The organism is Microcoleus sp. bin48.metabat.b7b8b9.023 (assembly GCF_013299185.1).
In the GTDB taxonomy this organism is placed as follows: domain Bacteria; phylum Cyanobacteriota; class Cyanobacteriia; order Cyanobacteriales; family Microcoleaceae; genus Microcoleus.
Genome location: NZ_JAAFKG010000077.1, coordinates 1 through 26521 on the forward strand (window position 1 = coordinate 1; position 26521 = coordinate 26521).

Genomic DNA, 26521 nt, shown 5'->3' on the forward strand with positions numbered 1-26521 from the left:
ATAAAAAACGAGTTTCTTTTAAATGTTGAGCATACTCGTCAACTCTTGTTATCTCAGGCGTTGAGCTTTGAGCGCCTTTCTTTTTAGTAGTTTTTTTTGACTTTTTTTTCGTTTGAGCCGTCAGGGAATTTTTGGGTAGTTCTGTGGGAGGACGCCTGGGTGTTTGTTGTACACTCACACTATAAGACAAATGAGTTTCGACTTCGACTACAGAAATTACAGAAATTTCTAAGCCCTCTTCTGGTCTGCCAGCTACACCATTATAAAAACTAGCTTTACCTTCAGTTTTTTTGCCACTTTTTTCAATAAATGAACAATCGATTACAGCAATAATAGTTTGCTCAGAATTCAAGGCTTTATTGATAAAGTATTTATTAAATTATGCGAAGTCAAAATCTTTCAAAAAATGACGGCGATAAGTTTTTTCATTGAATGAACTGTAACGGCTCAGATTGGTAAAGTTCACCTTGCCATAAACAAGTAATATGGTGGAAAACAAAATCACCATAAACTTTTTTTGCGATTGACTAATCCCTGACATTTGTTGTAAAATTGATTCTAGAATATTCATCAGGCATTTTTTTAAGTTCGTGTGTTTTTTGAGCTTAACGTAAAAAGTGCCTTTTTTGGGATTTTCGGTGAAAATCCCAGGGACTTTTTGTCTCTGCTCGCTTGTGCGTCCCTGTTCCAAAACTGTCCGAAGTATTGTTTGACGCTTTTATTGATTTTAACTATTTTACACTTATTCCAATACCCCGGACTGTTTTTTGAGCAGCGACCCAAAGCCTCATTCTATCGTTAATATTTCACAGATACTGGAACCCAGAACCCGCATTCTACCGTTGGTCATTGAAAACTGTCCGGACTATTGTTATTCGGATATTTACAAAACCGGGATGCTCCCCTTGACTACAGTTACATTATTTTTTAAACTGGTATCAGTTATCACATTGACAGCACAATGATGCCTATCTCGTAATTTCGCATCAAATCAATCAGATTAATGCCAATGCGATCGAATTAGGACTGCTAAACCACCCAAATATGACGAGATGGTGCGTTAGTTTTGGCGACGAGTAGCAGGTGTTTAATGTTGGCTACATTAACTACACTTCCGCAGAAATTTTCAGGTTTCTCCGGCGCAGTTCACTACTAATATCTTTGATTTCATAGCGTCATTTTTAATCAGGTCGTCTCGTTTTCACATATCTTCAATCAACAAGCACAAAGTATAACAACTGAAAATGCAAAATCTCAATCAAAAAGACGATCGCCCAAACCGACAAATTCTCACAGGCTTAATCCTCGGATGGGGATTGCAAGGACTATTTAGCCTTCCAGTATTAGCACAACCAAGTTTACCCGAATCTCCCGCTGCGATTGAAAACCAGGCTCAACGCGCCCCTACGGAAATTACGGAAATTGCATTTGAGGCACCGGAGACAATCTTACCGGAAAATCAGCAATTTGTCGATCGGTCTATCCCACCATCCACACCCAGTTTACCCCTGTCTTCCCCTACTCTTGCAACTTTTGCTGAACCAGCCCCTACCGAAATTGCAGTTGACTCACTCCAGAAAAGATTAGTCGAAAATCCTCAATCAGCTAATCAAAATCTCCCAGCAGATGCCAGTTTACTGGAATCTCCAACAACTATTGAAAACCAGAATGAACCAATCTCAGAGGAAAGCACAGAACAAGTTACATCTGTCTCTCAACTGGGCGATGTAAAACCTACTGATTGGGCATTTCAAGCACTGCAATCCTTAGTAGAGAGATACGGTTGTATAGCTGGATATCCCGACAGTACCTTTCGTGGCAACCGTGCTTTAACTCGCTATGAATTTGCAGCCGGAGTCAATGCTTGTTTAGATAAAATTAGAGAATTAATTGGCACAGGCAATGAAAACAGAGTCAAGCAAGAAGACTTGGTAAAAATTCAAAAACTGCAAGAAGAATTTGCCCCCGATATCGCCGTAATGCGAGGGCGCACCGACTTATTAGAAGCGCGAATAACAGAACTAGAAGCCAATCAATTTTCGCCGACAGTCAAGCTATCAGGATTGACAATTGTGGGGATACAAGGTCGCAGTCCCAACCGTGCCGATCGCGCTCCTAGAGACGGCAAAAGAGATACGAAAGACCCCGGCACAAATATCAACACTATCGCTTTAAGTCAGTTATATTTAACGGCTCAATTCACTCCCCGCAGTAACTTATTCATCGGTCTTTTAAATCAGAGAGGAAAGACTTCACCCCAATTAACCGAAGACGTAAACCTTGCTTACGATTTTGGCGAAAATTCTGCCCTTACCCTCAGCGATCTTAACTATCGCTTTCTGGTAGGCGATAAATTAGCAGTAATTGGAGGGACAGCAGGAGTGAACATGATTAGCGGTTTCCGAGGGCCGAATCGAGCAGAAAGCGCCGCTTCTGGCCCGATTTCAACCTTCGCTCAAAGAAACCCTATTTTGAACATCGGTCTCGGTCAAGGCGGTGCGGGGATTGACTGGCAATTTACCAAAAGAGCGAGTTTACAAGCTGTTTATTCTACTACAGTTCCCGGATTTTTTGTCAGTTCTAACGGGCCTAGCGGACACAATACACTGGGATTACAATTAACTCTCACTCCCGCCGATCCACTAGATATTACTGTTTATTATGTCAACGACTATTCGCCTAACGGCAATTTGCTTAGTCTGGCGGGAGACAGTCAGTTAACTGCTGTTAATTCCAGTACCAACAAATCAGCCTCCATCCAAACGAATGCTGTGGGAGCAACTGTAAATTGGCGGGTTTCTTCGCGTATTTCCTTGGGAGGTTGGGCTGGTTATACTAATTCTCGGATTCCTGGTAAATCTGGGAGTGTGGCAACTACAAATTATATGGTGTTTGTGAATTTTCCCGATTTATTTGGTGCCGGAAATTTGGGGGGAATTTATATCGGGCAACCTCCTAAAATTGTTAGCAGTAATTTACCGATAGGCAACAATATTCCCGATTTTTTAGATACGGGTTTAGGGCGCAAAGGTGGCCAACCGGGAACAACTACTCATGTAGAGATGTTCTACCGCTGGCAGGTGAGCGAGAATATTAGCGTTACTCCTGGAGTAATGGTGATTTTCCAACCAGATCACACTCGCAATAGCGATCCGATTACGGTGGGTGTCTTGAGAACTTCGTTCTCTTTTTGATTTTGTCAGGACTTACGCACGGGTGGCCAGAAACCGGGTTTTTCCGAGAATACTTCATGAGAACGCTTGAACATGGCAAAAAACTCGGTTTCTTTGGTATCTATGCGTAAGTCCTGTTTGTTTGTCGTGGGACTTCAGTCCTGATAAAAGTGAGAGGATCTTAGTCATCACTATAAACTTATAACGGTTATTTTAAAATAATTAATATTAGTTATCAGTCAGATCGCGCCAGGACTTAAACTTTTTTGCGGGATTCCTGAATTATTGCAACAAATACAAGTTTTCAACCTCAATCAGTTTTGACTTTCTGAGGCGGATTAAAACGCCGAGGGAGATGTCTTAATCTTTTTTCTAAGTACAAACACATGAGCTTTACTAAAACTTCACATTTTTAGGACTAATGTTGTCATTATATGTTTATTGTCTCAATAAAAATACGGAATTACTTGTAAAAAAAAGATCCGCACAAACACTCTAGGAATTATTTTTAAATTCAATTAACATCTTAACATATCTTCGATAGTTACTGAAGTTAGGATTTAGAAAAACATGATTAAATCAAATGGCTATTTTTGGACTCTGGGCTTGGCTGCAATTTCGGCTCTCACAGCTTGTCCTTGTCAAGCACAAACGGCTGTTGAATCAAATATAAATTTAACGGTAGAGAAGAATATAACAACCACTAACCAGCAGAATGGTGCTAACACTTCTACCGCCGCTCCCTCAAAAACTATTAGCACTTCTAAATCTTTTGTGGTTTCAGAGACTAATACCGTACCCGTTCAACCTAGTGCGACGGCGGCGGCTCCGGAAAATCGAACTGTACGCAGCAATCCCTTGGGATGTCGATTTTTTAATACTCCTTCAATGCGACAATAAGTACCACAGATATCGGAAAAAGAGAAGATAGTTGCCAAAGAGAGGGCGATGCTTTCTGAGAATTGCTCTCTATTTGCTTAATTAACTTCATTTTAAACTCAACTTTCTGGGGGAAAGTCAGAAAACTGTTTAATATTATTCAATATTATTTGAGGCTTGCTTTTGTACTGTTCAACCTTGCCGCTAATATACACGTAACCGCGTCCTTGACCTGCATAACGCTTTTCAATCAATCGCTTCAAAGGAGCCATTTCATAAGTTTCGGCATCGGGTATCCACAAATCTAATTTATGATAAACTGAACCCGCATAAATTAGGGCATTGCCGCCTATCCATTTATTAATCCCAGCCTGCAAGTCGCAGAAAATAGTAATAGATTTAGCTTCCTCGGAAGCGGCTAAGATTTTTGGGTAGTCCAATCTCACAGAAAGTGCTCCTGCCCTTGCTTCTGACAAGCGAAAGTCTTCTACAATCGAGCCTCGCATCGACCACCAAGGCAGCAAATTAGCATAGTTGCGAGAGGGAATTTTGGCATTGGTAATCGGATTCCAAATCATCAGATTGTAAGCTTTTGCAGCCGATTCTGCCTCGGTCATTTTTCGGTGATACAATCTCGATCGCCCGTATTTCATAAAGTAGGGACTCCAGCCTTCTTTAATCAGTTTTAGATTGTAATTTTCTCCATCTTTATGTACGTAACATAAGAGGCGTCCGTAGTTGTCACGGTGTTTTTCTAGAGCAATTTCAACCGGATCGTCTGTATCAAATTCAATGTCAATTTTAGCAAGCCCACCATTTGCTGTAGCGAAGTATTGTTTAGCCATTTCCGAAGCTGCTTTCCCTGCGACAGTTACAGGCTTTGAAGTGTTAGAGTAACTTTCTTCTGTATCGACGCAAATCAGCCGCAATGACTCGGTTTTGCCGTTGAGAGCAACTTTGACAGTATCGCCATCAACTACTTGAGTTATTTGCAGGTTCGGAATTCTAGTTACCATATTTCGCACCCTGTTAGACTTGAGATTTCATTCACATATTGGCTAAAGTGTACATGAGTTTGCTGCTTGGTGCAATTGGTTGGGAGTGAGGCGCTCTGTGCGCTAACGGATATATAGCGCTCTGTGCGCCCACAAGCACCCTACGGATTAGTGTTGGTATTTTTGATATTGATTTTTGCAAGTGGCTGCGTAATTTATCAAGTCTGGGAAAAAAGCCCGAAAATCTGATTCAAGCTGCTGATAATTAACTGTTAAATCTTCTATTCCATCTGCTAAGCTATTAGTCCACTTGATTCTTGCCGACATTCTATTGAGAGCAATATCTATGCCACCAATTTCCCGGTAGGAGCACAGCAAGTCGCGGGCGATAATTGTTGGCACAATCTGCTGGAGCGATTCCGGCAATATATCTCGACTGTCTTGCAAAACTTGATAGACGCCACGAGCAAAATCTGGCAGCGGAACTTCTGAATATTCCAGCCAATTTTTAGCTAAGAAATGGTCGTAAAACATATCAATCAACACTCCCGCAAACCTGCGCCTTTGGGAGCAAACAAGGCTTTTACTCGATCGCACTATGGCATGACAGTCGGTGTAGCGATCGACTTTTCGGTGCAAATCGATGCCGTTTCTAATTTCCTGGGGGTAAAGATTTACTGCCGAACCCTTGACAAAATCGCCTAAGAGGTTGCCAATCAGCGATGCTGGCGTGCCTTCAGATAGAAATAGATGAGCCAAATAATTCATAAAAATTAATACGGGATGCGGGAAACGAGCGCGACTTTAGTCCTTCCTAGGGAAGCGGCTCGGGGGACTTCAGTCAAGAGTGTTCTTACTTACTTGTTGCTATTTTTATTGAAATATTGTATTATGTTCAACAAGTAAGTAAGAACAAACATCTACGTGTTGAGACATCCTAGTGCGGAGAAATTCCCGCCCCTGGAAACAACGGTCAAGCGCAAGCTTGATGACAGTATGACAGTAAAGGGCAAATAATAGCAGGTTGTTGAGCGTACCGTATTTTGGCAAGCGTGATGGTTCAGAAAACGACAAAAGTAGCTAGAAACCTAAACTTGATTTGGGTGACTAAGTAGACGGGTTTTGACTACCGTAGCGAGAATCAGGCTTTAGTAATAACTAAAGTTATTCTGTCAGCAGAATCTCAGTGGCTTCAGCCCGCTTGAGTGTCAATTATAGCAATCGCCCGTATTAGGATATTCAGAAGCTCATGAAGAGTGCATATTAATCACAAAAGTGCGATCGCCTAATTGTAGTATGCAGGTGAGCGCTCTTTTTGTGGCTCCGATTTTTCTTTGTACTCTTTGTTAAGGGTGACGTTGATTTGCTCAAAGTAGCACTATCATATCATTTCTTAGTGTTCCTCTTTATAGAGATACGCTGATTCGAGCGAAAAAGTCGAAAATCGCCCTCAAGTGTACCGTTGTAACTACAAGGAGAAAGAATAATGGCTGTCCTAGAGTGCGTAAAACCTGGTGCTAAACTCGGTCAAATTATTCTGGCAGTCGATCTGACTGTAGCCGGTGCTGTAGATGATATTCTGGCAAAAATTCAAGACTTAGGATATGACCCAGAAATTCGTCATGTTAACTATCCGTCAGGAGTTCACGTCTTAGCAATTCTCAAAGACGAACAACATTCTGAAGCAGTTGATGATGACTACTTGCTAGAAGATTGGTTGCAATTAAGGTCGCAAATTAACCCCGATGCCGTTCATCTCTGGCGCGGCAAATAAGTTAATTAACAACTAAACCCAAATGAACGCAGATCTAATCTTATCTGCGTTCATCCGCGTTATTGTGCCTGAATCTGCGGTTTCACAGCCCTACGAATCAGCCCGAAACTTATCCAAAGCCGTTTTATTTCATAAGTAGTGTTGCAGCCTATTGAGAGCTATACTCACCAAATGTTGTCACATACCCCTTAACAGTAACTCCCAGATCCAATTCCTCGTGATGAATCAGTAGGTTAGATAATTGGGCAATCAAAAATTCAATCTCGCGACGGTTCTCAAAGGAGATAAAAATACTGCTACCTTCACCCTTGATAATCACCGTTGGAATATCGCTGTCGTCTAACTGTGAATCAATATCTGGGATTATTTGTCTGATTTGCTCTTCAGTCCACATCTGACTCATTCCTCTATCTCCCGTTCAAAAATACAGCGGTATGACTTATAGCAGTTGACAGTTGACAGTTGACAGTTGACAGTTAATAGTTAGATTGTCTACGGTGAGGGGTTTGGGGATATATTCACTCTTCTTAATTATGCCCTAACTGATGTGGCAGTTGCTATCGCAATTCAATCACAGATGAACGCAGATGTAAATCTTATCTGCGTTCATCTGCGTTCATCTGCCTAAATCTGCGATCGCAAAAATACCCCTAGGAATCAGCCCGCAACTTATCCAAAACCGTCCGATCCTCCAAAGTTGAAGTATCCCCCGTCACCTCCAAACCAGCGGCCAAAGAACGCAACAAACGCCGCATAATCTTGCCGCTGCGAGTCTTTGGCAAAGCATCGGTAAATCGAATTTCTCCGGGACGGGCGATCGCGCCAATTTCCTTCACAACGTGCTGCTTCAATTCCTTAGCCAATGCGTCGCTAGGTTGCTGCGAGTTTTCCAAAGTCACAAAAGCAACTATTTCCTCACCTTTAATCTCATCGGGTTTACCAACAACCGCAGCTTCTGCCACCGCTGGATGAGACACCAAAGCCGATTCAACTTCCATCGTACCGAGTCGGTGTCCGGCGACATTAATCACATCGTCAACGCGGCCCATTACCCAGAAATAACCGTCTTTATCTTTGTGCGCGCCATCCCCTGCAAAGTACACGAATTCGCCATCTTTTGGGTGCAAATATTCCCAATAAGTGCGGCGGAAGCGATCGGCATCGTTGTAAAGAGTCCGCATCATTCCCGGCCAAGGATGTTTCACAACTAAATAACCGCCGCTTTCATTAGTTACAGGTTCGCCATCTTGGTCAACAACATCGGCAACAATTCCGGGGAAAGGAAGCGTTGCAGAACCTGGTTTAGTGGGAATTGCACCGGGCAAAGCAGTAATCATAATTCCGCCTGTTTCGGTTTGCCACCAAGTATCTACGATCGGACAATTAGAGTTGCCAATTACCCGCTGATACCACATCCAAGCTTCAGGATTTATGGGTTCGCCGACGGTTCCCAACAATCGCAAAGATGACAAATCTCTAGCATTTGGCAACTCTTCGCCCATCTTCATAAAGGTGCGAATTGCTGTTGGTGCGGTGTAGAAAACAGTGACGCCGTATTTTTCGATTACATCCCAAAAACAGCCGGGATTCGATGGGCGAGGAGCACCTTCGTACATGACAGTTGTCGCACCGTTGGAAAGGGGGCCGTAGACTATGTAACTGTGCCCTGTAATCCAGCCTACATCGGCGGTACACCAGTAGACATCGGTGTCTTGGAGGTCAAAAATCCACTTGGTTGTCATGTGGGTGTAAAGGTTGTAACCGCCCGTTGTGTGAACGACTCCTTTCGGTTTGCCGGTACTTCCTGAAGTGTAGAGAATGAATAGCATATCCTCGCTATCCATCGGTTCGGCGGGACAATTTGCGGAGGCGTTTTTTTGCAATTCATGCCACCAGCGATCGCGCCCTGGTTCCATCTGCACTTCTTGTTTGGTACGCTGGACGACGAGAACATTGGTAACGCTGGGTGCAGCGTTGTTGGCGAGGGCTTTGTCTACTTGTACTTTGAGGCCGACTGCTGCGTCTTTGCGGAAGCCGCCGTCTGCGGTGATGACGAGTTTTGCTTGGCCGTCGTTGAGCCGATCGCGCAAAGCTTCTGCACTAAATCCGCCAAAAACAACGCTGTGTACTGCACCGATTCTGGCACAGGCTAACATGGCGATCGCAGCTTCGGGAATCATGGGCATATAAATGCCGACGCGATCGCCCTTTTGGACACCCAATGCTTTGATGACGTTCGCCATTTGACAGACTTCGCGGTGGAGTTGGGCGTAAGTCAGGGTGCGGGAGTCTCCGGGTTCGCCTTCCCAAATGAGGGCGGCTTTGTTTTTGCGCCAGGTGGTTAAATGGCGATCGAGACAATTGTAAGAAATGTTAATTTTGCCATTGACAAACCATTTAGCAAAAGGTGGCTGCCAGTCGAGTACGGTATCCCAGTTTTGAAACCAGTCTAATTCTTGGGTAGCGAGTTCGGCCCAGAATGCTTGGGGGTCGGCTTTCGCTTTTTCGTAGAGGGCGCGGTATTCTTCTAAGCTTTTGACGTGAGCTTTTTCGGAGAATTCTGCCGTGGGCGGGAATAGGCGTTTTTCTTGCAGAATTGATTCGATGGTATCTTGTGACATCGCTGTTAGTTTTTAGTTCAGTTACTCTTTTTAGCTATTGTGTGCATAAATTGGGGGAAAAGTATGTTTATTTTCCTTAAGACTTTGGAAGATTTTGTAAGTGTTGGATCTGCGTGAGAAATTAGAGCACTGGTAAATTGTAAATTCTATCTTGGTACTCATTATCAAATGACGCTTCATAAATCAGAAGCAATACTTCAATATTTTGACCGATACTCAGCTTGTAATTCAGGATAAATATTCCTGGTACATGGCAATTTTGCTCTAAATGATCTGTCAAATGAACAGGCATAGAGCGGCGGTTGTTGGTAACAAGAATAAAATTGTGAATTTCGCACCAAATAAGAATTTCCGGGTCTAGAGTCCCTTTAGCAGGTGCTGTTAGTTCTCCAACTGCTAGAACAACTATATCGGGATTGCGCCTGCGAATTTGGTTAACATACGCAGGCTCGACATTTTCATCAAAGAGATACTGAATGGGCATCAGCTTTGCTCCTTGCATCTCTTTCTGCTTTGAATTTGCGGAGTTTTTCTGTTACAGGACGAGGATTGCGGCGCTGTTCTTCTTGCATTTTTTCGCCCCATTCCAGCCATTCAGTTATGTACTTACCGACTGCTTCTTTGTTGTGCAGGTAGTACAAAATTGTCGCATAAACCTGTTCGAGGGTGAGGGATGTGTAAATGTTGGCAATTTCTTCGGGAGTTCGAGCGCGAAACAGGTATTCGTAAAGAATGGTTTCGATGCCAATGCGGGAACCTTTGAGCCGAATATCGTCAGGTCTGAGGAAGTTGAAGTAGTCTTCAAGTTGCATAGTTTGTTGATTGGGATAAGGTTTTATACTATTATAATACCTGAACAGAAGATCGCACAAAAGCCATGACCCAAAATTTAGGCATCTTCTTCATCTTCACCTGCACGCCGTTCGTATTCTAAAATGATGCCCATAATTTCATCGGCTGGAATATCAGCTTGTGCAGATTTTGTATAAACAGTCAGTAAAATAATTCCGTTTTCCGTTTTGACATAATAAATCAGACGATAGCCAGCACTTTTACCTTTTTGAATATTGGTATTTCTGACTCTTACTTTAAAAACCTCGTAACCAATCCCAGATATGCGATCGCCAGGTAACTCTCCCCGTTCAAGTTGTTCGATGACTGGTTGTATATCGTTACGAATACTGCGATATTTTTTGGCGAGGTTGCGTAAGTTTCTGGTAAACGTTGGTGCAGCTTCAACTTGGATAGATGGTTGCTCAGACATCATCAATTCCCTCCCAGATTTGGGCAACAGGAATTGTTTTCCCAGTCATAGCTTCATGCCAAGCTTGACGTAAATCTGCTAAAATTTCTTCTTTAGATTGCTCATCTTCATTACTTTCTGTAACTTCGGGAATCAGCACAATTACTTCTACTCTGCTGTTTTGCTCTAAATTTAGCGGTTCATCAACGTATAATTGTCCGTTGTCGATCGTTGCCATCACTTTAATTGCTTTCATAGTTACTCCTGGTAATCTAGGGTGTAAGAAATAGACTGATGTGAAAAGGTAATGAAAAGTGATAATATTAGATTATATCAAATCTGCCATATATTTTACAGGAAAGGCCGATCGCACAAAAGCCATGACTCAAAATTTAGAAGCAAGCCAACTTTCGTTAAATGACGTTCGCCATCTTCTCAAACTCGAAGAGTTAGAAGGAGAAGGTTTCACAGATTTTTTCTCTCTGGAACCGCTGACAGAATCAGAACAGCAGGAACTATTGAAACTTAGAAATGACTTTCGACGATACCTATCCGCCGGAAAAGTTTCAGAAGAACTCGTTAAGTTTTTAGTGCTTTCACCTTTGATGAGATTAACAGGATTTTTTGATATTCCGATCGTACTGACAATGGAGGATAGCATACCCATTGAAGTTGAAGATAAGGATACTTTAATTAAAGGCCGGTTGGATATTTTAGCAGTAAATCAGCCGGATGCGGAGATAGGGGCGACACCGTTTTGGATTTTGGTAGTGGAGGCGAAAAATAGTGCGATCGCCCCTTTGGCCGGTTTGCCACAATTGCTGGCTTATACTTATAAGAGTTTGCAGCAGCAATCGTCTGTTTGGGGATTGACGACGAATGGGGAAAGTTATCGGTTTGTGCGGGTGACGCGGGGGAATCCTTGCACTTATCAGATTTTACCGGAATTGAATTTGATCGATCGGGATCGATCGCTCTTATTGGCGCAAGTGTTGAAAGCGATTTGCAAGTTGCAGAATGTGCAGTTGCAGTTGGCTTAAATTTTGCTTACAAAGATTTTTTTAAGGTGAAGAGAATGTGAGGAGTTTAGGCATAAATTATGTGCGATTTCCTCAGTTTCCAGCCAAAGCCATCAAATATTTCGCGTAAATTTCTACCTCTGTTGCCAAAAAATCACTAAAGCTCTCATGGCTTTTAATAAAAGAAGTTTCGTTAGTCCCTTCGCAGTATGAGTAAGTCGGAGGATCTGCGCCTTCTGATAGTCGAAAAAAGCTGAATTGATAGCCCTGGTGCATAAAAAAAATAAAGGCATCCTCTGGTAGGGATTCAGCAAAGTTATTTTCCTTCAATAACTCGACAGCCCACTCTTGCAGTTGAGGTAGACGATCGAAAAAACAGTCCGAACCACGCAAGAATTTACCAGCACTACACCCCATTGATAACAGAAATTCCTGATAGGCGGGGGGGAAAGAAATTCCCAACAGTTGTTCGATCGCAATTACCTCATCGCGCGTACAGCCTACCAGTTCATCTTGCCTCACGAGTTTTAGTTCTATCAGTTGGTTTTTTACTCGTTTTAAGTACATAACTACTACATCCTTTAAGTTTTGCAGAACTTACGGCAGCATTGATGGCATTGTCAAGGTTTAAACCTTTAGATATCCCCTTTAAAAATAGGGATGTGCGTAAGTTCTGCTTAGCTTACATTGTATCGTTTACCGTCAGTCTGATGTTGGCGAAGCGCCTCCTAAATTGCTCTATTACGTCGCAACAAGAATCACAGGGTTCTCTTTCCGTCCATAGATTTACTCTACCTTCAACCTCCGGTGTTTGAATATATCTCAATCCGAATTCCTCAAGGAGTTTACGTTCGCTATCATAGGCTCGTGAATGTCCGGGTGGGACTTCAAAAGTCTGAAATAATGGCTCGTCTGGTAAACCAACTGTTCCGGGACGAGTCGATCGACCGCTGACGGCTATCAATTCGCCGCGATCGTTCCCAATCTGGAAGTCTGCAACAGCAATATTTTTATAAGCCGATACTCCTCGCTCTTCTCGAATTTGGCTAATACGATTCGCCCATCCTTCCATATGGATCTCTTTATTTTTTAGAATACTTCCCCAGATTACCAAAGGGATGAGGGGACAAAGAACGGCGAAATTTATCGTTTTGTAAGGGTGAGGCAGGGGAATCGTTGCACTTGTCAGATTTTACCGGAATTGAATTTGATTGACACAGAGCGATCGCTCTTGTTGGCGCAAGTGTTGAAAGCGATTTGCAAGTTGCAAAACGTGCAGTTGCAAATCGCATAAAACCTGTTATATTTCTAACGTCTTGACTGCATTTTTGTTGCTACCGCATCCCCATATTCGCCCATCCATTCGCGCTGAGGATTCACCGCAGAAATCAAAGCTTTAGCAATACCAACAATCATATTCTTGCGCTGAAGAGCCTGTTTTCGTTTAATCCTTTCTCTGTGCTGGAAATCAAAGTAGGCATCGGGTGAAGTATCGGTCAATTTCGTTACTTCCAAGGTAAGGGTATTAGCAATTTGTTGCAGTTTATGTAAATGTATTTCCAAAAGTTTGCTCGGAGTAATACTCGGCTGGTTAATCCACAAACCCCGAGGGTGACTGATAATATAAGTTAAACCGAGTAGGAAGCCGCTCATTTTGCGATCGGTAGTAGACAATGACCAATCGGGTTTTAGAGTGCTGATTATTGTTGCTGCAACTGGCATTAGCTTTCCCGAAAGAAACATTTGATTTACTTCAACCCAGCAATCATGTTGTGCATGAAGAAAGAGCCTAGCAAAACCAAGTTTTTGCTTGCCAGAAACCATTATTGTAAAGTCGATAAGTTGGACAAAACCTGCTAATTCTAGAGTCTTGGTATATCGTTGCAGCGAGTTGACATCTAGTTGCGGAAATTCATCAGGTTCAACTGCTATGAACTCTTGTTCCTTTAAGTAGTCTTGAAGCATTAAAGGCTTGAAAAATAGTAGCAGTAACAGCACAAAGACAATGAACCAAGTCACTACAGGAACTAAAACACCAATCAGCCACTTTGGTGTCGCCACACTTATGAAAATTGCAGTTAAGTAATACCTGAGAATTGGGGATACAAACGCAGTGAATATAAAGGCAAGTAGAAAAAAAATAGTTTTTTTCACGGTCAACATCCTCATATTTAAATTAAAGTTTTAAGAACGATAGCTCTGTTGGTTGATGCTATTTAGATAATTGTCGCAGCTAGGAGTTATGTACTAATCAAAAGCAATGTTAATACAAAAAGTTCCAGAAGTCAAAATTTATTAATTATTTGTAATACCGCGCTGACTGAGCGCAAACATTTACATCCTGAACTTGTATATTTTCATCTCTATCTACTTAAGTATATTGTCGATATTCAACTGCACGCCATTCATATTCTAAAACGATCTCCGTAATTTCCGCCTTAGTCGCAGGGTCAAAGTAGTGCTTGACTGGTGGCCTGCGATAAGTACCCTCAATTTCCTGCACTCCTGTTTCTGGACATGAGTTTGAATTGCTTCTGCAAATGCTGCTGCTGTCTGCAAATTGTAATTGCCTGAAATACCAAAATCGGCAGCGTGTTTGAATTTCTTTTGAATTTGCCGATCGCACCCACGCAGATTTACAGACATATTCAAGTCAAGATTTGTTAAAAATTTACAGTTACCCGTGACATCAGCCAATCTTTTATCTTACCATAAAAAACGACTCAACCCTAAAACTAAAGGTAAGAAAATGTCTGAACTTAGACAAAATCTAATTACCAGAGATTGGGTAATCATCGCCACGGAACGCGCAAAAAGACCTGACCAATTCGCCAACACCAAAAAAATACCCGCATTCCTACCCCAACACCGCGCCGATTGCCCGTTTTGCGTGGGAAATGAGGAAGATGGAACCTTAGAAACTTGCCGTTTGGGCGATCGCACCGGCTGGAAAGTCCGCGCAATTGGTAACAAATATCCCGCCCTCTCGCCGACAGCAGAACGGATCAGGATATCATCGGGAATTCACCGCATGATGTCGGGAATCGGCTTTCACGAAGTAATTGTCGAACACCCGCGACACGATTTGACGACTGCTTTGTTGACCGTTGAAGAAGTAACTGATATACTTTTAGTATACCGCCACCGCTATTTAGAAATTAAAAAATATCCCCACGTTGAAACAATTGTGATATTCAAAAATCACGGGGAAAGTGCCGGAACTTCTCTCGAACACCCTCACTCGCAGATAGCAGCGACGCCCGTTGTACCCAGCCAATTTCGCAGCCGCATCGATGCAGCAGTTCGCTATTTTGATGATACGGGAGAATGTCTGTTTTGCAGGACTTTGGAAGATGAATTAGCCTCCGGTGAAAGAGTTATTTTTGAAAGTGAATATTTCGTAGCTTTTATTCCTTACGCTGCACTTTCACCGTTTCATATCTGGATTTTTCCGCGCCGACATTCTTCCTCGTTTGATGATATTACTGATGCGGAAATTACTGATCTGGCTGATACTTTGAAAACTGTACTCGCTCAGCTTTATTACGGATTGAACAATCCTGATTACAACTATAGTATTCGTTCCGTGCCGACGGCGGAACAAGCCACAAAATATTTTCACTGGTATATAGCGATTATTCCCAGAGTTTCTAAACAAGCTGGGTTTGAGTTGGGTAGCGGGATGTTTATCAATACAGCTTTACCCGAAGAAAGTGCTGAGTTTTTGCGATCGATCGCAATTCCTGGCGATCGCAATTTCCGACCATCCTAAAGTATAAAAAATTACAATTTATCAAAGAATGTCCCATACGAAGGCGGGAGACAATTTAATGATTTTCAATCATCGGTTGAAACAGACAATTTAAATCTGCAACAGCTTAATTGACGCTCAAAATTTATCAACCTACAAACATTCATAAATTTTACCAAACTCACAACAAACTTTCGACATACTGCCAACAGTCATCGCTAAAATTAGCTCTCAATATATCTCTAATCTTAGCATCAAGCGACAATCTCGCCTGGCCAGACTCAGCACTCTCGCCGATTTCGCAACTCTCATCAGATAAATTTTCTTGGAGGTGGGCGAGAGTATTAGCAAAATTAGCCAGAAAATAATGTTCGTCCACCCACGCTGTCGGATCTGGGATGGCTGGACTTCCAAAAGCTCGATCGACTAAATCTTGTTTTGCAGAATCGTCAGTCTGGTTTTTCATGGAGTCCATTTAGAGAGAATTTGCAACCTATCCTAATCTTAAGCTGAATTTTGAGCGGTGGTGCGATCGCGATCGAGCCACCGCAGTGACAAATTTGGGTAATTTGTGCGATCGCGATCGAGGTTGTTTTGGCGATCGGCTGTTATCATACCACATCACCGCCAGCGATCCTTAATTTGCACGTTGGGCAAAATCGACTTAGGTATCATTCCGTGAACTCCTTTGCGGGGATTATTCACAGCCTGAGTAATCCGAAAATTGACCGCGAGGGAACAGAAAACATAGGCATCTTCTTCTTGAAAACCGGCATACTTTTGTAGCCAATTAACCGCCTGTCTTACCGCCATATCAAAGGCATCATCTAATGTTTGACCAAAACCCATAACTACAATATGAGTAGGAGTTTCCGCAAACGGAAATATATAAAATAAATCCTTACGCAAGATGATTTGAATAGTCCCATTCATCGAAGTTTCAATCGCCGTACCATCAACTTCACCATCTCCCTGTGCCGAATGTCCATCGCCGATTGACAGCAAACCCCCGCGCACCGCAATAGGTAAAAATAACCGCGTTCCTGGTTGCAATTCCTGATTGTCCATATTGCCGCCGTAGCGTTGTGGAGGAATAGAAGAACGGTTGATTTCAAAATCTGCAACGCCGATAATTCCGAAAAATGGATGCAGGGGAATCTTGACACCGCTATTTGCCGGGAATTCCGCAATCTTTTGTTCTAAATCTAGGGGAATAAACCGCAATTTAGGATCGGGAAAATATGTAGGTAAAACTCCCCAACCAGCGCGAATCGCATTGAATCCTACTGGTAAACTTGGGTAAACTTTTTCGATGTGAATCTCTAAAACGTCTCCGGGTTCGGCCCCATTAACATAAATCGGGCCTGTTAGCAAGTGCGGGCCCGGGCCGACTTTGCGGTTGTCAGGTAAATTCTGACAGATATCTAAAAATTCCGGCGTCAGAAATTCCGGCGGGGCCTTGTCAGCAACATAATACCCCGAATAGGTTTCGATATCGATGCGATCGCCCGAATCGACAGTTAAAGCAGGTTCTAGCTTGGGAGAGAAACCGCCTAAGTGTACGGTTTTGCAGTTAGCTTTGAGAAGGTGGTGAGTCATTCGATTTGAGATTTTAGATTGGGGGGGGATTGGGGATTGGGGGATTGGGGGATTTTGTAATTGTTAATTAATTGGTGAATACCTCAGGGTGCATCTCATATTTGGCAAATATATGTGTAGGGGCGAAGCATGACCGCATTCAATATGAGATTATAACTAATAACTTATCTGCGGTCATGCTTCGCCCTCTTCAAAAGTGAGATTCACCCGGTTTGTGATATCTGAGATATTTTCAGAATTTCTTAACTTTTTGATAACTTTGGCAATCTAAAATTCAAAGCGGGGGCGGGTGTATATATAGCCTTTATCAAAAAGATGAGGTATAACTGACAGCTTATATAACCAGTTCCACTAAGAGGGCCCAAGCCCAACAACATATCTCATCTTTCTAAGAACCGCTATATATTAAGGTTGGGAGTTATATTTTGCTGGTGAAACCCTCCCCGACAGATTCATGACAATAACTTATGTTAACACCATTGCCCGAAAAATCAGAAATATCCCAAGGTTCTTCTCGGAACCTGTGGTTTTTTGCTGTTTTGATTTTGATTGTCCTATTCCTAGGTTTGATTATGCAATCTTTTCTCAACAAACCCAAACTTTTAACCGATCCGTTTCTGCAATTTCCAACAACTAACTCGGTGCGAGTTGTTTGGTTTACCGAATTTTCTGGGACTCGGAATATTGTTGCTTACGGCGAAAACTTGAGTAAAATTGCGACTGCAAATACTACCAAGCTAAGCCGGACTCGGGAAGACAAAGACTCGCACATCTCCGATGAAATGAAAAAGGGCATAATTGATAACAATCCAATTGTCCGCCACATCTGGCGCCACGAAGCCGAAGTTACTAATTTAATGCCCGGTGTTCGCATTCCTTATCTAGTGACTAGCGAAACGAAAGATGGTGAATCTGTTAGCAGCAAAGTTTTCAGCCTTTCTCCGACACCAGCAGCAGGAATTGGGCTAAAAATCCTGTTCACTTCCGACCATCAATTGATGCCGATGACAGCGGCGAATCTCCAGAAAGTAGCAGAAACAATTGATAAAGTTGATGCAGTTTTCATGGCTGGTGATTTAATTAATATACCCGATCGCGCTTCCGAATGGTTCGACGACGACCGAGGCCGCGCTTTTTTCCCCGGTTTACAAGGCCGCGCCTTCTCGGAAATCGACAAAAACGGCATCAAAACAGTGTACAGCGGTGGCGAACTGATCCAACACGCGCCTATATTTCCGGCGATTGGGAACCATGAGATTATGGGTAGGTTTTCAAATAGCACCAGTCTCAACGACCAGTTTAATGACCCTTTACCCCGCGCTGCTGTGGAAAAAATATATCCATACCTCACTCAAAAAAATGGGATGAAAGACCAAGATGTTTTGTTGAAAAACAATAGTTTTAATAGTGATACTTACAACGAAATTTTCAGTTTACCCAGTGAGAAAAATTATTATGCTGTGACGTTTGGGGACGTGCGGTTAGTGAGTTTGTATGTTACAAATATCTGGCGGACTCCGAATTTAGATCAAGGCGCGAGAGGCAGGTATCGGGAACGGGACGAAGATTTTGATCGTCCCGAAAAATGGGGATACGGACAGCATATTTTTGAGCCAATTGTCAAAGGCAGCGCTCAATATTCTTGGCTAGAACAAGAGTTATATAGTGCGGAATTCCAGCAAGCTAAATATAAAATTGTGATGTTTCACCATCCACCGCATTCTCTGGGTGACAATATTGTACCTGCTTATACTGACCCAGTCCAAATAGTCGATCGCACTTTGGACGGCGAGATTAAGATGGTGCGTTACGAATATCCGAAACAGCAAGATTATCTGATTCGGGATGTGATGCCGCTGCTAGAAACGGCGGGCGTGCAGTTGGTTTTGTACGGACATTCGCATTTGTGGAATCGGTTTGTGAGTACCAGCGGAATGCACTTTTTAGAGACTTCTAATGTGGGTAACAGTTACGGGGCATTTGCAGGGAGAAAGCGCCGATTTGTGCCGCCTGGATATCGGGAGGATTACAGCGCGATTGGAGATCCGAACGGATTGGAACCTGTGATGCCAACAGTTGCACCTTTGTTGGGGAAAGATGGGCTGGCATTGCCGTATATTGATAGTAATGATATTACGGCTTTTAGTGTATTTGACACGGGGAGTGCTACGGTTAGTAGCTATTATTTTGATACGCGGAAACCAGACTCGGAAGTGGTGAAGTTTGATGAGTTTAAGTTGAAAAAATCGTGATTTAGTGCAGTCAGGTTTGTAGTGAGGACTTCAGTCCTCAGTATTCGTAGGGTGGGTCGCTATCCCTCATCCCCAAATAAAAATAAAAAATCTAACAGCGACGCACCAATAGACAATAGTTTAATACGCTGTGGAAGCTTCAAAATTGATTTTTTGGGAAGAAAACTCTCTCGCTCTCGGTCAAGAGTCAACTTCAGTCTTGTGACTTCTGCTATACTTAGGTAATAGATAGTCTATCCAAATTAAACTCACGAGTAGAGTACAGTCATGCCCAAACAAAAACTCTTGGAAAAACCAGAAGAAGTAATCTTTGATAAAGAAGATGAATATTTAGATGATGAGCTGGAATCTAATGAAAAGCCACAATCGATATTAAAAGAAATTTCAGAAATCATTGTAGGTAGCACTGATTGGACAACAACCAGCATCCTCGATCTAATTATGCGGGAAAACATTCAACTCAATCCAAGATTTCAAAGACGAGATGCTTGGGATATAACTCGCAAAAGTAGGTTTATCGAATCAATTTTTCTAGGATTTCCCATTCCAGAAATAGTTTTAGCTTCTCCTGAAAAGAGTCGCGGAAATTTTATAGTTCTTGATGGCAAGCAACGCTTGCTAGCCATCCTGCAATTTTATGGAATGAGCGAAACTCCTAATGATAGTTTTGCTTTGGCAAACTTAGAATTTAGACCCGATCTCAATGGTTATACCTATAAGGATATAAAAAACGATGTTGTGTTGAGTCCCGTACTTAATGTACTCGACACTCAAACTATTCGGACTACATTGATTAGAAACTGGCGTACAGAAAGTTTACTATACAAAGTTTTTTTACGCCTGAATTTAGAGAATACTCCGCTATCTCCGCAAGAATTGAGGCAAGCATTGCATCCCGGAGATTTTGTCAATTTTTTAGACGACGCATCAATTAAAAATCAGGCTTTAAGAACAATACTTAAATCAAAAAATCCCGATCCTCGGATGCGCGATGTCGAATTGTTGCTGCGGTATGTAGCCTTCTATTATTTTTTATCCGATTATCGCGGGAATCTTAAAAAATTCCTGGACATGACCTGCGAAAAACTCAACAATGATTGGGACGAACAAAAAATCGAGATCGAAGATACAGTTAGCGAATTTGAGAACGCGGTGCAAACAACCATTGCAATATTTGGAGAAGAAAATATATTTCGCGTATGGTCTAACACTTCTAATACTTACCGCAAAAAAATGAATCGAGCTATTTTAGATGTAATGGTTTTTTATTTTTCCTATCCCGAGATAGGACAAGCTGCTAAGAATAATAAGGAGCGAGTAGAAAATGCTTTTAAAGAGTTATGTTCGTCCCCTAATAGCGAATTCAGAGACGCTGTTGAGAAAAGAACAACTAGCATTCGCGAAACTCATACTCGTCTCTCACTGTGGGGCAAAACTTTGCGAAAGGTTTTAAATTTAGAGTTTTATGTCCCCGAACTCGCAGATAACCGCATTATCTTTAACGGGTTGTGGTAAGTTCTTAAGCAGTATGCCAAAATCCGTCAGATTTCGTACTCTAACTAAGGAGTTGAATAGGTTAAAAAAACAATTCATTCCTAAGATTAAGCCCGGACATTTTTATTCCCCCAGACAGTTAGCCTTAACTCTTGCCTACAGAGTTTTAGCTCATGCCGAAATAGAAGCTTATCTAGAGGATAGAGTTTGGGAAGCAGCCCTTAATGCTAAAAACAATTGGGACAGTCAGGGTAAGACTTGCTGTACTTTGATATGTTTGCTTGCCTTTTCCGGTCAAATGATGGAATTACCACCAGATACACTAAGTCCAACAAAGCCAGCTAAAAAAATACCGGATGAGAAAATCAAAATCAACAAAAAGATAGATTTAGCTATTAATAGTTTTAAGCGAATCATTGACCAGAATCATGGAATAAAAGAAGCTAATATTCTGTCGTTGCTTTTGCCAATAGGAATCAATCCCGAGAATCTAAATATTTTTTGGCTGGCTACTATGAATACCTTTGGGGAAGACAGAGGTGTTGCAGTCCATACTTCAGCTACATCCCCAACAACTATTAGAGTTCTAAATCCCATAAATGAATTGGAGAGGGTAGAGCAAATTATTCAAGAACTTTTGAAGGTGGATGAGTTGATTAATGATTTAATGAGATAAATGAATAAATTTCCAGTAATTGTTAAGGATTTTTTCTTGGCGATGGGCTTCTAGCCGGAACGGGCAAGATGCCCGTTCCATAATAGTTGAATTTTTGAGTGGTACAGGCATTTTGCCTGTGTTCAAACAGCTTATTCAGAATTGTCGAAAATTTCAGATTAAACCTTCTCTTTTGCAGGCGGAACTAAACCAGTTTTATTCAAACCAGCATCAATATCCCTCAGCAATTTAAAATCATCTTCGGGTAAAGAATTAACAACCGAGTGTTTTTCCAGAAATGAGAATGCTTGGCGAAATTCGCGGGGCCGGGAGTCGATCGCGCGATCGAAGTGACAAGGTACAATCAGATCGAAGTCCCAACTCGCGACTTTATCCACCCAATCGAGAGTTTCCCTCGGCGCGCGGTTGAGAATTAGAGTCTGCAACACCGGCGCCACCAACAACCGCCCCCCTCCGCGCAAAGCCTCGAACGATCGCACCCAATCAGTTTGCCACTTAAACGGATACAATCCAAAATAAGCTTTTATCGATCGCTCTGGCGCTTTCAGGGCGCTGGCTAACACCCCCGACCACGGTGGCACGTCCAACACGCTAGGGCGAAAATACATCGCAAATAAGGCGATTCTCTGCCACCCTTTGCATCGATTTTCCTGGGTGTCTGCCACCACATCCAAAGCGGTGTCTTTGGCGTGAAATAGCAGCGGGTACGAGTCGAGTTGGAGAATCGCGGGCGGGTTTTCGGGAATCGAAACCACGGAATCTGTTAACATTAGCGTGCGCGATCGCCTGTGAAATAACGCAACTTCCGCAAAAAAGCCTAAACCGAGGTTCAGCGGGCCGAGGATTGCCCAATCAAATTCATCTGCAAGGGGCGTGTTGCTGCTATCAAAAGGCAGTACAGAGGTGCGTTTACCGGGCAAACCCAACCAACTCAGCGGCAAATTTAGCGGAAAACTCCATTGCTTGGGAGTGACAAACACCTGCGCTTCGGGAAAACACCTCGCAAAGGGGCCGACAAATACCTTGTGTTCGATGCCCGAAACCGTTGTCAGCAGGATATACTTAACCTCGCCATGTTCTGCGACTAACTCGTTTACCAAGCGGATGCACTCTGGAGTCGGCGCGACGGGGGCGTAGACGAGAAGGCCTTCGGATTCGAGTTTGATGACTGTCATCCGAATCGGCACAATTACGTAGAAAATGCCTTGTAGTTGGTCAAAAGTCCAGATTTTGTCCTTGACTATTTCCTTGCGGATGGTGCGCCGCCTGCTGTAGGGATAGATGGGGACGATTGGCCAAAAGGGCCATGAATAGTCCCGATTGTCAATCTGTGCTGATGTTGGTATGCTTTCGCCGTCTGTCACTCCGCGACTCCTTGCCGATTTTTTTGTACGTGCGTGCGATCGAACTTTTGTTATTTTATTTCAATCTTGTGATGCGGATGCGAGGAGTTGAAAAAGGGTTATGGGCGATTAAGAGCGGGATAGCTGCGCCGCGCCTGCTTGTCGAATACTCAAACAGGACTTACGGATGACTAGAAGCCCGGTTTCTCAGAAAATTTGCGTTTATATAAGCTGTTCTGCATTTAAATTGCATCTCAAAAAAATCAGACAATGAGTGGGGTGGGCGTCCCGCCCGCCCTGAATATACAATTTAAATGTGCAACAGCTTACGATAAATATACCAAGAAACGGCGTTTCACCAGGGCTGAGTGCGGGACTATTAAACCAACTGTTCAGGATCGATACCTAATTCCCGCAACCGCGCCGCTAGCCTTTCCTCTCGCTGTTGAGATTCTATAAGTTGCTGTTGATATTCTATCAGTTGCCGTTCCGCAGCAGTTGCCCTTTCACCCGGACTCAAAATCAACCCTCCTTCGGCCGTAAACCACCGCAACCACAAACGATTCATACTCTTATAAGTGCCTTGCCACCAACCTAAACTCAACTGCAACTCAGGAATAAATAACCGCCCATCCATTAATTCTGCCGGTTCATAGTGGCCACCTACAAGATGAAAAGCTCGCAATTCATCCGTGTAGCGACTGAACACAAAATAGTAAGGAATCCGCAAAATTTGTTCGTAAACTTGCCACTTAGTCGGCGGTTCCCCAGCTTGCTTAACAGTCCGGCCCAAATCTTCATCCTCAGTTCCCGGCGATAGCAATTCCACCACCACAAACGGATTTACCCGTTCTTGCCAAACTACATAACTCAAACGCATATCGCGCCCTTGATAAAGCCTGGGCACACCCACCGCAGCAAACCAATCCGGGCGTTTGTGCCAGCGCGGCTGTGTTGCATCGTAATACAAATTTAGGTCGCTGGCTGTAAATACTTGCTCCGCATCCCATCCAGGTGGCAAAAACGTGAATTCCAAGAGTTGCGGCTGATCTAAATGAAATGTATCAGGCAAACCGGGCTCCTTTGGGTCTTCGCTAGGTAAATCATACATTGTTGGCAAACTCTGCCGGGGGTCTAGAGGCGGTTCAGCTTGAGCAGGCGGGTAAGTCGGGAATGTCATAATGAATTCTGAGGTTGCTTATCCTGATATGATTATAGCCTTGTGAGAATGTCTTGGATTGCCAAAGAATTCCCCTTAACTCTCAATCTCAAATCTCAAATCAAAACTCCTAAATCGATATGACTCAAAACTACCGCATCACTCTTTTACCGGGAGACGGCATCGGCCCTGAAATTATCGCTGTAGCGGTAGATGTCCTGAAACTTGTCGGCAAACAATTGGACATCGGCTTTGAATTTCAAGAAGCATTAATGGGCGGCGCTGCTATTGACGCCACAGGCAATCCGCTACCGGAAGAAACTTTGGAAAAGTGCCGCAACAGCGATGCGATATTATTAGCAGCTATCGGCGGTTACAAGTGGGACAATTTGCCCCGCGAACAGCGTCCGGAAACTGGATTGTTAGGACTGCGCGCCGGATTGGGATTGTTTGCAAATTTGCGTCCTGCGACTATTTTACCGCAGTTGGTTGATGCTTCTTCTTTAAAAAAAGAAGTTGTCGAAGGTGTGGATATTATGGTGATCCGCGAACTGACTGGCGGCATTTATTTCGGCAAACCGAAAGGCATTTTTGAGACAGAAACCGGGGAAAAACGCGGTGTGAATACGATGGCTTACACCGAGTCAGAAATTGACCGCATCGGCCGCGTGGCTTTTGAGACCGCCCGGAAGCGCGGAAAAAGGCTGTGTTCGGTTGACAAGGCGAATGTTTTGGATGTTTCGCAACTGTGGCGCGATCGTATAATTGCCCTTTCTTCAGAATACCCCGATGTGGAACTTTCTCACCTTTATGTTGACAACGCAGCCATGCAGTTAATTCGCTGGCCGAAACAGTTCGATACAATTGTCACGGGTAACTTATTCGGCGACATTCTTTCGGATGCGGCGGCGATGCTAACTGGTAGCATTGGAATGTTGCCTTCTGCGAGTTTGGGTGCAAGCGGCCCGGGAGTTTTTGAACCAGTACACGGTTCCGCCCCGGATATCGCCGGACAAGATAAAGCTAATCCCATCGCCCAAGTTTTAAGCGCTGCAATGATGTTGCGCTACGCCTTAAATCAGCCCGAAGCTGCTGATAAAATTGAGCAAGCAGTTGTGGCAGTTTTGGATCGAGGTTATCGCACTGGTGATATCATGTCGGAAGGCATGAAACTGGTCGGTTGTCGGGCGATGGGCGAGGCTTTAATTGAAGTTTTGCAAGGTTAATCGAGAATTTCATAAACCCGCCCCCGCCCAACAAGCAATACAAAAGATTGTAGATACTGTCTTGACCTGTCAAGAGGTAGCAAGTAAATAATTGGGGTCGAAAGGCTTTTGGGACTTTAAAATACCAAAAGCCAAATGCACCAACTTCCGCATCAAAGCACCAATCACCTGCATTTTGACCTTGCCACGACCCAATAATCGGTCACTCATCGCCTTAAGTAACGGATTGTGACGCATCGGCACTACTGCAGGCAAATACAACGCCTTTCGCAGTCGGACATTGCCGGTACAAGACAAACGAGTTTTGCCTTTAACCTCCGTCGCTGAACTGCGCTCACAAGGTGTTAAACCCGCATAAGCCGCTAATTGACGGGCATTGTTGTAATCGGAAACATCACGAATTTCAGCTAACAATACGGATGCTGTTTGTTCACCAATTCCGGGAATTGAGGTCAAGAGGTCACGCTGTTGTTTTAAATGTGGATGTTGGTCAAAATGGTCACTAATCAGTTTTTTAATCAGTTTTTGTTGCTCTTTTAGGTACTCCAAATGTGCCAGGGTAAGACCAGCAACAGTTGGCGTAGCTGTTTCCAAACGGTTCTGCTCTTGAGTAGTCATTTCAATCACGGATTCCAGCCGTCGCAACAAAGCTTGTAATTCTTTGACTTCCGGTGCAGTTGGTGTCCACAAAGACGGTTTCATCGCCGCACAAAAACGAGCAATCAGTGCCGCATCTACGGAGTCAGTTTTAGTTCTCAGAAGTTCGCTTTTGGCAAATCCTTTAATACGAGCCGGATTGACGATACTAACCTGAAAGCCTGCCCCATAGAGGAATTCGGCTAAGGCTTCGACCTAATTGCTAGTAGCTTCCATACAAGCATGGAGTTCGACAACACTTTGTTGTTTGAGCCAGTTATGTAAACTCTCAAATCCTTGAATATTGTTAGTGAACTTTTTGGGTTTAGTTGCACGACTTTCTTTCAGTAATGAGACGTGAAAGTCTCTTTTACTGATGTCTATACCTAAGACTGTTGATGTCATTTTTAGCTCCCGATGTACTCCAATTTATGAAAGAACCGAGAGGCAATTGAATACTAACCTTGTGAATACAGCAATACTTCGGACAGTTTTGGAACGGGGACGCACAAGCGAGCAGAGACAAAAAGTCTCTGGGATTTTCACCGAAAATCCAAAAAAAAGGCACTTTTTACGTTAAGCTCAAAAAACACACGAACTTAAAAAAATGCCTGATGAATATTCTAGAATCTATTTTACAACAAATGTCAGGGATTAGTCAATCCCAAAAAAAGTTTATGG

Annotated in this window: 26 protein-coding genes and 2 pseudogenes; 9 read left to right on the plus strand and 19 right to left on the minus strand. The window is 43.1% G+C overall.

What is annotated here, in order from left to right; all coding sequences use genetic code 11:
- A pseudogene (locus QZW82_RS29220) lies at positions 1-352 on the minus strand (hypothetical protein); the annotation flags it as partial.
- Between the two features lie 892 nt (positions 353-1244).
- Between QZW82_RS29220 and QZW82_RS29225 the strand changes: the two are divergent.
- Entirely contained in the window at positions 1245-3194 is a 1950-nt protein-coding gene (locus QZW82_RS29225; protein ID WP_293156901.1) for an iron uptake porin, read from the plus strand.
- Between the two features lie 549 nt (positions 3195-3743).
- Positions 3744-4073 (plus strand): hypothetical protein, encoded by a 330-nt coding sequence (locus tag QZW82_RS29230; protein ID WP_293156904.1) that lies wholly within the window; start codon positions 3744-3746, stop codon positions 4071-4073.
- Positions 4074-4171: 98 nt separating this feature from the next.
- Here the strand turns inward: QZW82_RS29230 and QZW82_RS29235 are convergent, their stop codons facing one another.
- Together QZW82_RS29235 and QZW82_RS29240 are read right to left on the minus strand one after the other, a co-directional pair.
- The gene (locus QZW82_RS29235) at positions 4172-5068 is read right to left on the minus strand and encodes a thermonuclease family protein (protein ID WP_293156907.1); all 897 of its coding nucleotides are present in this window, start codon (positions 5066-5068) and stop codon (positions 4172-4174) included.
- A gap of 147 nt (positions 5069-5215) precedes the next feature.
- Positions 5216-5815, minus strand: a complete 600-nt coding sequence (locus tag QZW82_RS29240) for an ACP phosphodiesterase (protein ID WP_293156910.1) — start codon at positions 5813-5815, stop codon at positions 5216-5218.
- A 718-nt stretch (positions 5816-6533) separates the two neighbouring features.
- Between QZW82_RS29240 and QZW82_RS29245 the strand changes: the two genes are divergently transcribed.
- On the plus strand, positions 6534-6821 hold the full coding sequence (locus QZW82_RS29245) for a hypothetical protein (RefSeq protein ID WP_293156913.1): 288 nt from the start codon (positions 6534-6536) through the stop codon (positions 6819-6821).
- A 148-nt stretch (positions 6822-6969) separates the two neighbouring features.
- On the opposite strand, the gene QZW82_RS29250 is transcribed toward QZW82_RS29245, so the two are convergent.
- From QZW82_RS29250 to QZW82_RS29275, 6 genes are all read right to left on the minus strand, one after another.
- The gene (locus tag QZW82_RS29250; protein WP_293156916.1) at positions 6970-7224 is read right to left on the minus strand and encodes a hypothetical protein; all 255 of its coding nucleotides are present in this window, start codon (positions 7222-7224) and stop codon (positions 6970-6972) included.
- 247 nt (positions 7225-7471) lie between these two features.
- Positions 7472-9442 (minus strand): acetate--CoA ligase, encoded by a 1971-nt coding sequence (acs, locus tag QZW82_RS29255; protein ID WP_293156919.1) that lies wholly within the window; start codon positions 9440-9442, stop codon positions 7472-7474.
- 121 nt (positions 9443-9563) lie between these two features.
- Positions 9564-9926 carry a DUF5615 family PIN-like protein gene (locus QZW82_RS29260; RefSeq protein WP_293156922.1) on the minus strand — a complete coding sequence of 121 codons (363 nt, stop codon included), beginning with the start codon at positions 9924-9926 and terminating at the stop codon, positions 9564-9566.
- On the minus strand, positions 9904-10254 hold the full coding sequence (locus QZW82_RS29265) for a DUF433 domain-containing protein (protein ID WP_293156925.1): 351 nt from the start codon (positions 10252-10254) through the stop codon (positions 9904-9906). Before QZW82_RS29265 ends, QZW82_RS29260 begins: the two co-directional genes overlap by 23 nt.
- A 77-nt stretch (positions 10255-10331) precedes the next feature.
- The gene (locus QZW82_RS29270; protein WP_366665106.1) at positions 10332-10709 is read right to left on the minus strand and encodes a type II toxin-antitoxin system RelE/ParE family toxin; all 378 of its coding nucleotides are present in this window, start codon (positions 10707-10709) and stop codon (positions 10332-10334) included.
- Positions 10699-10941 carry a hypothetical protein gene (locus tag QZW82_RS29275; protein WP_293156928.1) on the minus strand — a complete coding sequence of 81 codons (243 nt, stop codon included), beginning with the start codon at positions 10939-10941 and terminating at the stop codon, positions 10699-10701. Before QZW82_RS29275 ends, QZW82_RS29270 begins: the two co-directional genes overlap by 11 nt.
- Positions 10942-10999: 58 nt before the next feature.
- On the opposite strand from QZW82_RS29275, the gene QZW82_RS29280 reads away from it, so the two are divergent.
- Positions 11000-11725: a restriction endonuclease subunit R gene (locus tag QZW82_RS29280; RefSeq protein ID WP_366665107.1), complete on the plus strand. Its 726-nt coding sequence runs from the start codon at positions 11000-11002 to the stop codon at positions 11723-11725.
- A gap of 72 nt (positions 11726-11797) precedes the next feature.
- Here the strand turns inward: QZW82_RS29280 and QZW82_RS29285 are convergent, their stop codons facing one another.
- The 4 genes from QZW82_RS29285 to QZW82_RS32345 all read right to left on the minus strand — a co-directional run bounded on the left by QZW82_RS29285 (position 11798) and on the right by QZW82_RS32345 (position 14350).
- Entirely contained in the window at positions 11798-12271 is a 474-nt protein-coding gene (locus QZW82_RS29285; RefSeq protein ID WP_293156931.1) for an SMI1/KNR4 family protein, read from the minus strand.
- Between the two features lie 115 nt (positions 12272-12386).
- Positions 12387-12776, minus strand: a complete 390-nt coding sequence (locus QZW82_RS29290) for a deaminase domain-containing protein (protein WP_293156934.1) — start codon at positions 12774-12776, stop codon at positions 12387-12389.
- Between the two features lie 236 nt (positions 12777-13012).
- Positions 13013-13858: a hypothetical protein gene (locus QZW82_RS29295; protein ID WP_293156937.1), complete on the minus strand. Its 846-nt coding sequence runs from the start codon at positions 13856-13858 to the stop codon at positions 13013-13015.
- A gap of 258 nt (positions 13859-14116) precedes the next feature.
- Positions 14117-14350 (minus strand): colicin D domain-containing protein, encoded by a 234-nt coding sequence (locus QZW82_RS32345; protein ID WP_366665108.1) that lies wholly within the window; start codon positions 14348-14350, stop codon positions 14117-14119.
- Between the two features lie 103 nt (positions 14351-14453).
- Here QZW82_RS32345 and galT point away from each other — a divergent pair, with 103 nt between their 5' ends.
- Positions 14454-15476: a galactose-1-phosphate uridylyltransferase gene (gene galT / locus QZW82_RS29300; RefSeq protein WP_293156940.1), complete on the plus strand. Its 1023-nt coding sequence runs from the start codon at positions 14454-14456 to the stop codon at positions 15474-15476.
- A gap of 160 nt (positions 15477-15636) precedes the next feature.
- Here the strand turns inward: galT and QZW82_RS29305 are convergent, their stop codons facing one another.
- Together QZW82_RS29305 and QZW82_RS29310 are read right to left on the minus strand one after the other, a co-directional pair.
- Positions 15637-15921, minus strand: a complete 285-nt coding sequence (locus tag QZW82_RS29305; RefSeq protein ID WP_293156943.1) for a hypothetical protein — start codon at positions 15919-15921, stop codon at positions 15637-15639.
- Positions 15922-16076: 155 nt separating this feature from the next.
- Entirely contained in the window at positions 16077-17054 is a 978-nt protein-coding gene (locus QZW82_RS29310) for an acetamidase/formamidase family protein (RefSeq protein WP_293156946.1), read from the minus strand.
- Between the two features lie 467 nt (positions 17055-17521).
- Here QZW82_RS29310 and QZW82_RS29315 point away from each other — a divergent pair, with 467 nt between their 5' ends.
- The 3 genes from QZW82_RS29315 (at position 17522) to QZW82_RS29325 (ending at position 21476) form a co-directional block, all read left to right on the plus strand.
- Positions 17522-19306 (plus strand): metallophosphoesterase family protein, encoded by a 1785-nt coding sequence (locus tag QZW82_RS29315; protein WP_293156949.1) that lies wholly within the window; start codon positions 17522-17524, stop codon positions 19304-19306.
- A gap of 267 nt (positions 19307-19573) precedes the next feature.
- Positions 19574-20821 (plus strand): DUF262 domain-containing protein, encoded by a 1248-nt coding sequence (locus QZW82_RS29320; RefSeq protein WP_293156952.1) that lies wholly within the window; start codon positions 19574-19576, stop codon positions 20819-20821.
- A 52-nt stretch (positions 20822-20873) separates the two neighbouring features.
- Positions 20874-21476 (plus strand): HEPN domain-containing protein, encoded by a 603-nt coding sequence (locus QZW82_RS29325; protein WP_293156955.1) that lies wholly within the window; start codon positions 20874-20876, stop codon positions 21474-21476.
- A 158-nt stretch (positions 21477-21634) separates the two neighbouring features.
- On the opposite strand, the gene QZW82_RS29330 is transcribed toward QZW82_RS29325, so the two are convergent.
- Together QZW82_RS29330 and QZW82_RS29335 are read right to left on the minus strand one after the other, a co-directional pair.
- Entirely contained in the window at positions 21635-22840 is a 1206-nt protein-coding gene (locus QZW82_RS29330) for a DUF4336 domain-containing protein (protein WP_293156959.1), read from the minus strand.
- 358 nt (positions 22841-23198) lie between these two features.
- Positions 23199-23999 carry a Uma2 family endonuclease gene (locus QZW82_RS29335; protein WP_293156962.1) on the minus strand — a complete coding sequence of 267 codons (801 nt, stop codon included), beginning with the start codon at positions 23997-23999 and terminating at the stop codon, positions 23199-23201.
- A 119-nt stretch (positions 24000-24118) separates the two neighbouring features.
- Here QZW82_RS29335 and leuB point away from each other — a divergent pair, with 119 nt between their 5' ends.
- On the plus strand, positions 24119-25204 hold the full coding sequence (gene leuB, locus QZW82_RS29340; protein ID WP_293156966.1) for a 3-isopropylmalate dehydrogenase: 1086 nt from the start codon (positions 24119-24121) through the stop codon (positions 25202-25204).
- A gap of 69 nt (positions 25205-25273) precedes the next feature.
- Here the strand turns inward: leuB and QZW82_RS29345 are convergent.
- Both QZW82_RS29345 and QZW82_RS29350 read right to left on the minus strand, forming a co-directional pair.
- A pseudogene (locus QZW82_RS29345) lies at positions 25274-26035 on the minus strand (transposase); the annotation flags it as partial.
- Positions 26036-26056: 21 nt separating this feature from the next.
- Entirely contained in the window at positions 26057-26245 is a 189-nt protein-coding gene (locus QZW82_RS29350) for a hypothetical protein (protein WP_293156969.1), read from the minus strand.
- Between the last annotated feature and the right edge of the window lie 276 nt (positions 26246-26521).

Coding starts and splice junctions, on each gene's coding strand:
- QZW82_RS29225 (WP_293156901.1), top strand. CDS start 1,245: ATGCAAAATCTCAATCAAAAAGACGATCGCCCAAACCGACAAATTCTC.
- QZW82_RS29230 (WP_293156904.1), top strand. CDS start 3,744: ATGATTAAATCAAATGGCTATTTTTGGACTCTGGGCTTGGCTGCAATT.
- QZW82_RS29235 (WP_293156907.1), bottom strand. CDS start 5,068: ATGGTAACTAGAATTCCGAACCTGCAAATAACTCAAGTAGTTGATGGC.
- QZW82_RS29240 (WP_293156910.1), bottom strand. CDS start 5,815: ATGAATTATTTGGCTCATCTATTTCTATCTGAAGGCACGCCAGCATCG.
- QZW82_RS29245 (WP_293156913.1), top strand. CDS start 6,534: ATGGCTGTCCTAGAGTGCGTAAAACCTGGTGCTAAACTCGGTCAAATT.
- QZW82_RS29250 (WP_293156916.1), bottom strand. CDS start 7,224: ATGAGTCAGATGTGGACTGAAGAGCAAATCAGACAAATAATCCCAGAT.
- acs (WP_293156919.1), bottom strand. CDS start 9,442: ATGTCACAAGATACCATCGAATCAATTCTGCAAGAAAAACGCCTATTC.
- QZW82_RS29260 (WP_293156922.1), bottom strand. CDS start 9,926: ATGCCCATTCAGTATCTCTTTGATGAAAATGTCGAGCCTGCGTATGTT.
- QZW82_RS29265 (WP_293156925.1), bottom strand. CDS start 10,254: ATGCAACTTGAAGACTACTTCAACTTCCTCAGACCTGACGATATTCGG.
- QZW82_RS29270 (WP_366665106.1), bottom strand. CDS start 10,709: ATGATGTCTGAGCAACCATCTATCCAAGTTGAAGCTGCACCAACGTTT.
- QZW82_RS29275 (WP_293156928.1), bottom strand. CDS start 10,941: ATGAAAGCAATTAAAGTGATGGCAACGATCGACAACGGACAATTATAC.
- QZW82_RS29285 (WP_293156931.1), bottom strand. CDS start 12,271: ATGTACTTAAAACGAGTAAAAAACCAACTGATAGAACTAAAACTCGTG.
- QZW82_RS29290 (WP_293156934.1), bottom strand. CDS start 12,776: ATGGAAGGATGGGCGAATCGTATTAGCCAAATTCGAGAAGAGCGAGGA.
- QZW82_RS32345 (WP_366665108.1), bottom strand. CDS start 14,350: ATGTCTGTAAATCTGCGTGGGTGCGATCGGCAAATTCAAAAGAAATTC.
- galT (WP_293156940.1), top strand. CDS start 14,454: ATGTCTGAACTTAGACAAAATCTAATTACCAGAGATTGGGTAATCATC.
- QZW82_RS29305 (WP_293156943.1), bottom strand. CDS start 15,921: ATGAAAAACCAGACTGACGATTCTGCAAAACAAGATTTAGTCGATCGA.
- QZW82_RS29310 (WP_293156946.1), bottom strand. CDS start 17,054: ATGACTCACCACCTTCTCAAAGCTAACTGCAAAACCGTACACTTAGGC.
- QZW82_RS29315 (WP_293156949.1), top strand. CDS start 17,522: ATGTTAACACCATTGCCCGAAAAATCAGAAATATCCCAAGGTTCTTCT.
- QZW82_RS29320 (WP_293156952.1), top strand. CDS start 19,574: ATGCCCAAACAAAAACTCTTGGAAAAACCAGAAGAAGTAATCTTTGAT.
- QZW82_RS29335 (WP_293156962.1), bottom strand. CDS start 23,999: ATGACATTCCCGACTTACCCGCCTGCTCAAGCTGAACCGCCTCTAGAC.
- leuB (WP_293156966.1), top strand. CDS start 24,119: ATGACTCAAAACTACCGCATCACTCTTTTACCGGGAGACGGCATCGGC.
- QZW82_RS29350 (WP_293156969.1), bottom strand. CDS start 26,245: ATGACATCAACAGTCTTAGGTATAGACATCAGTAAAAGAGACTTTCAC.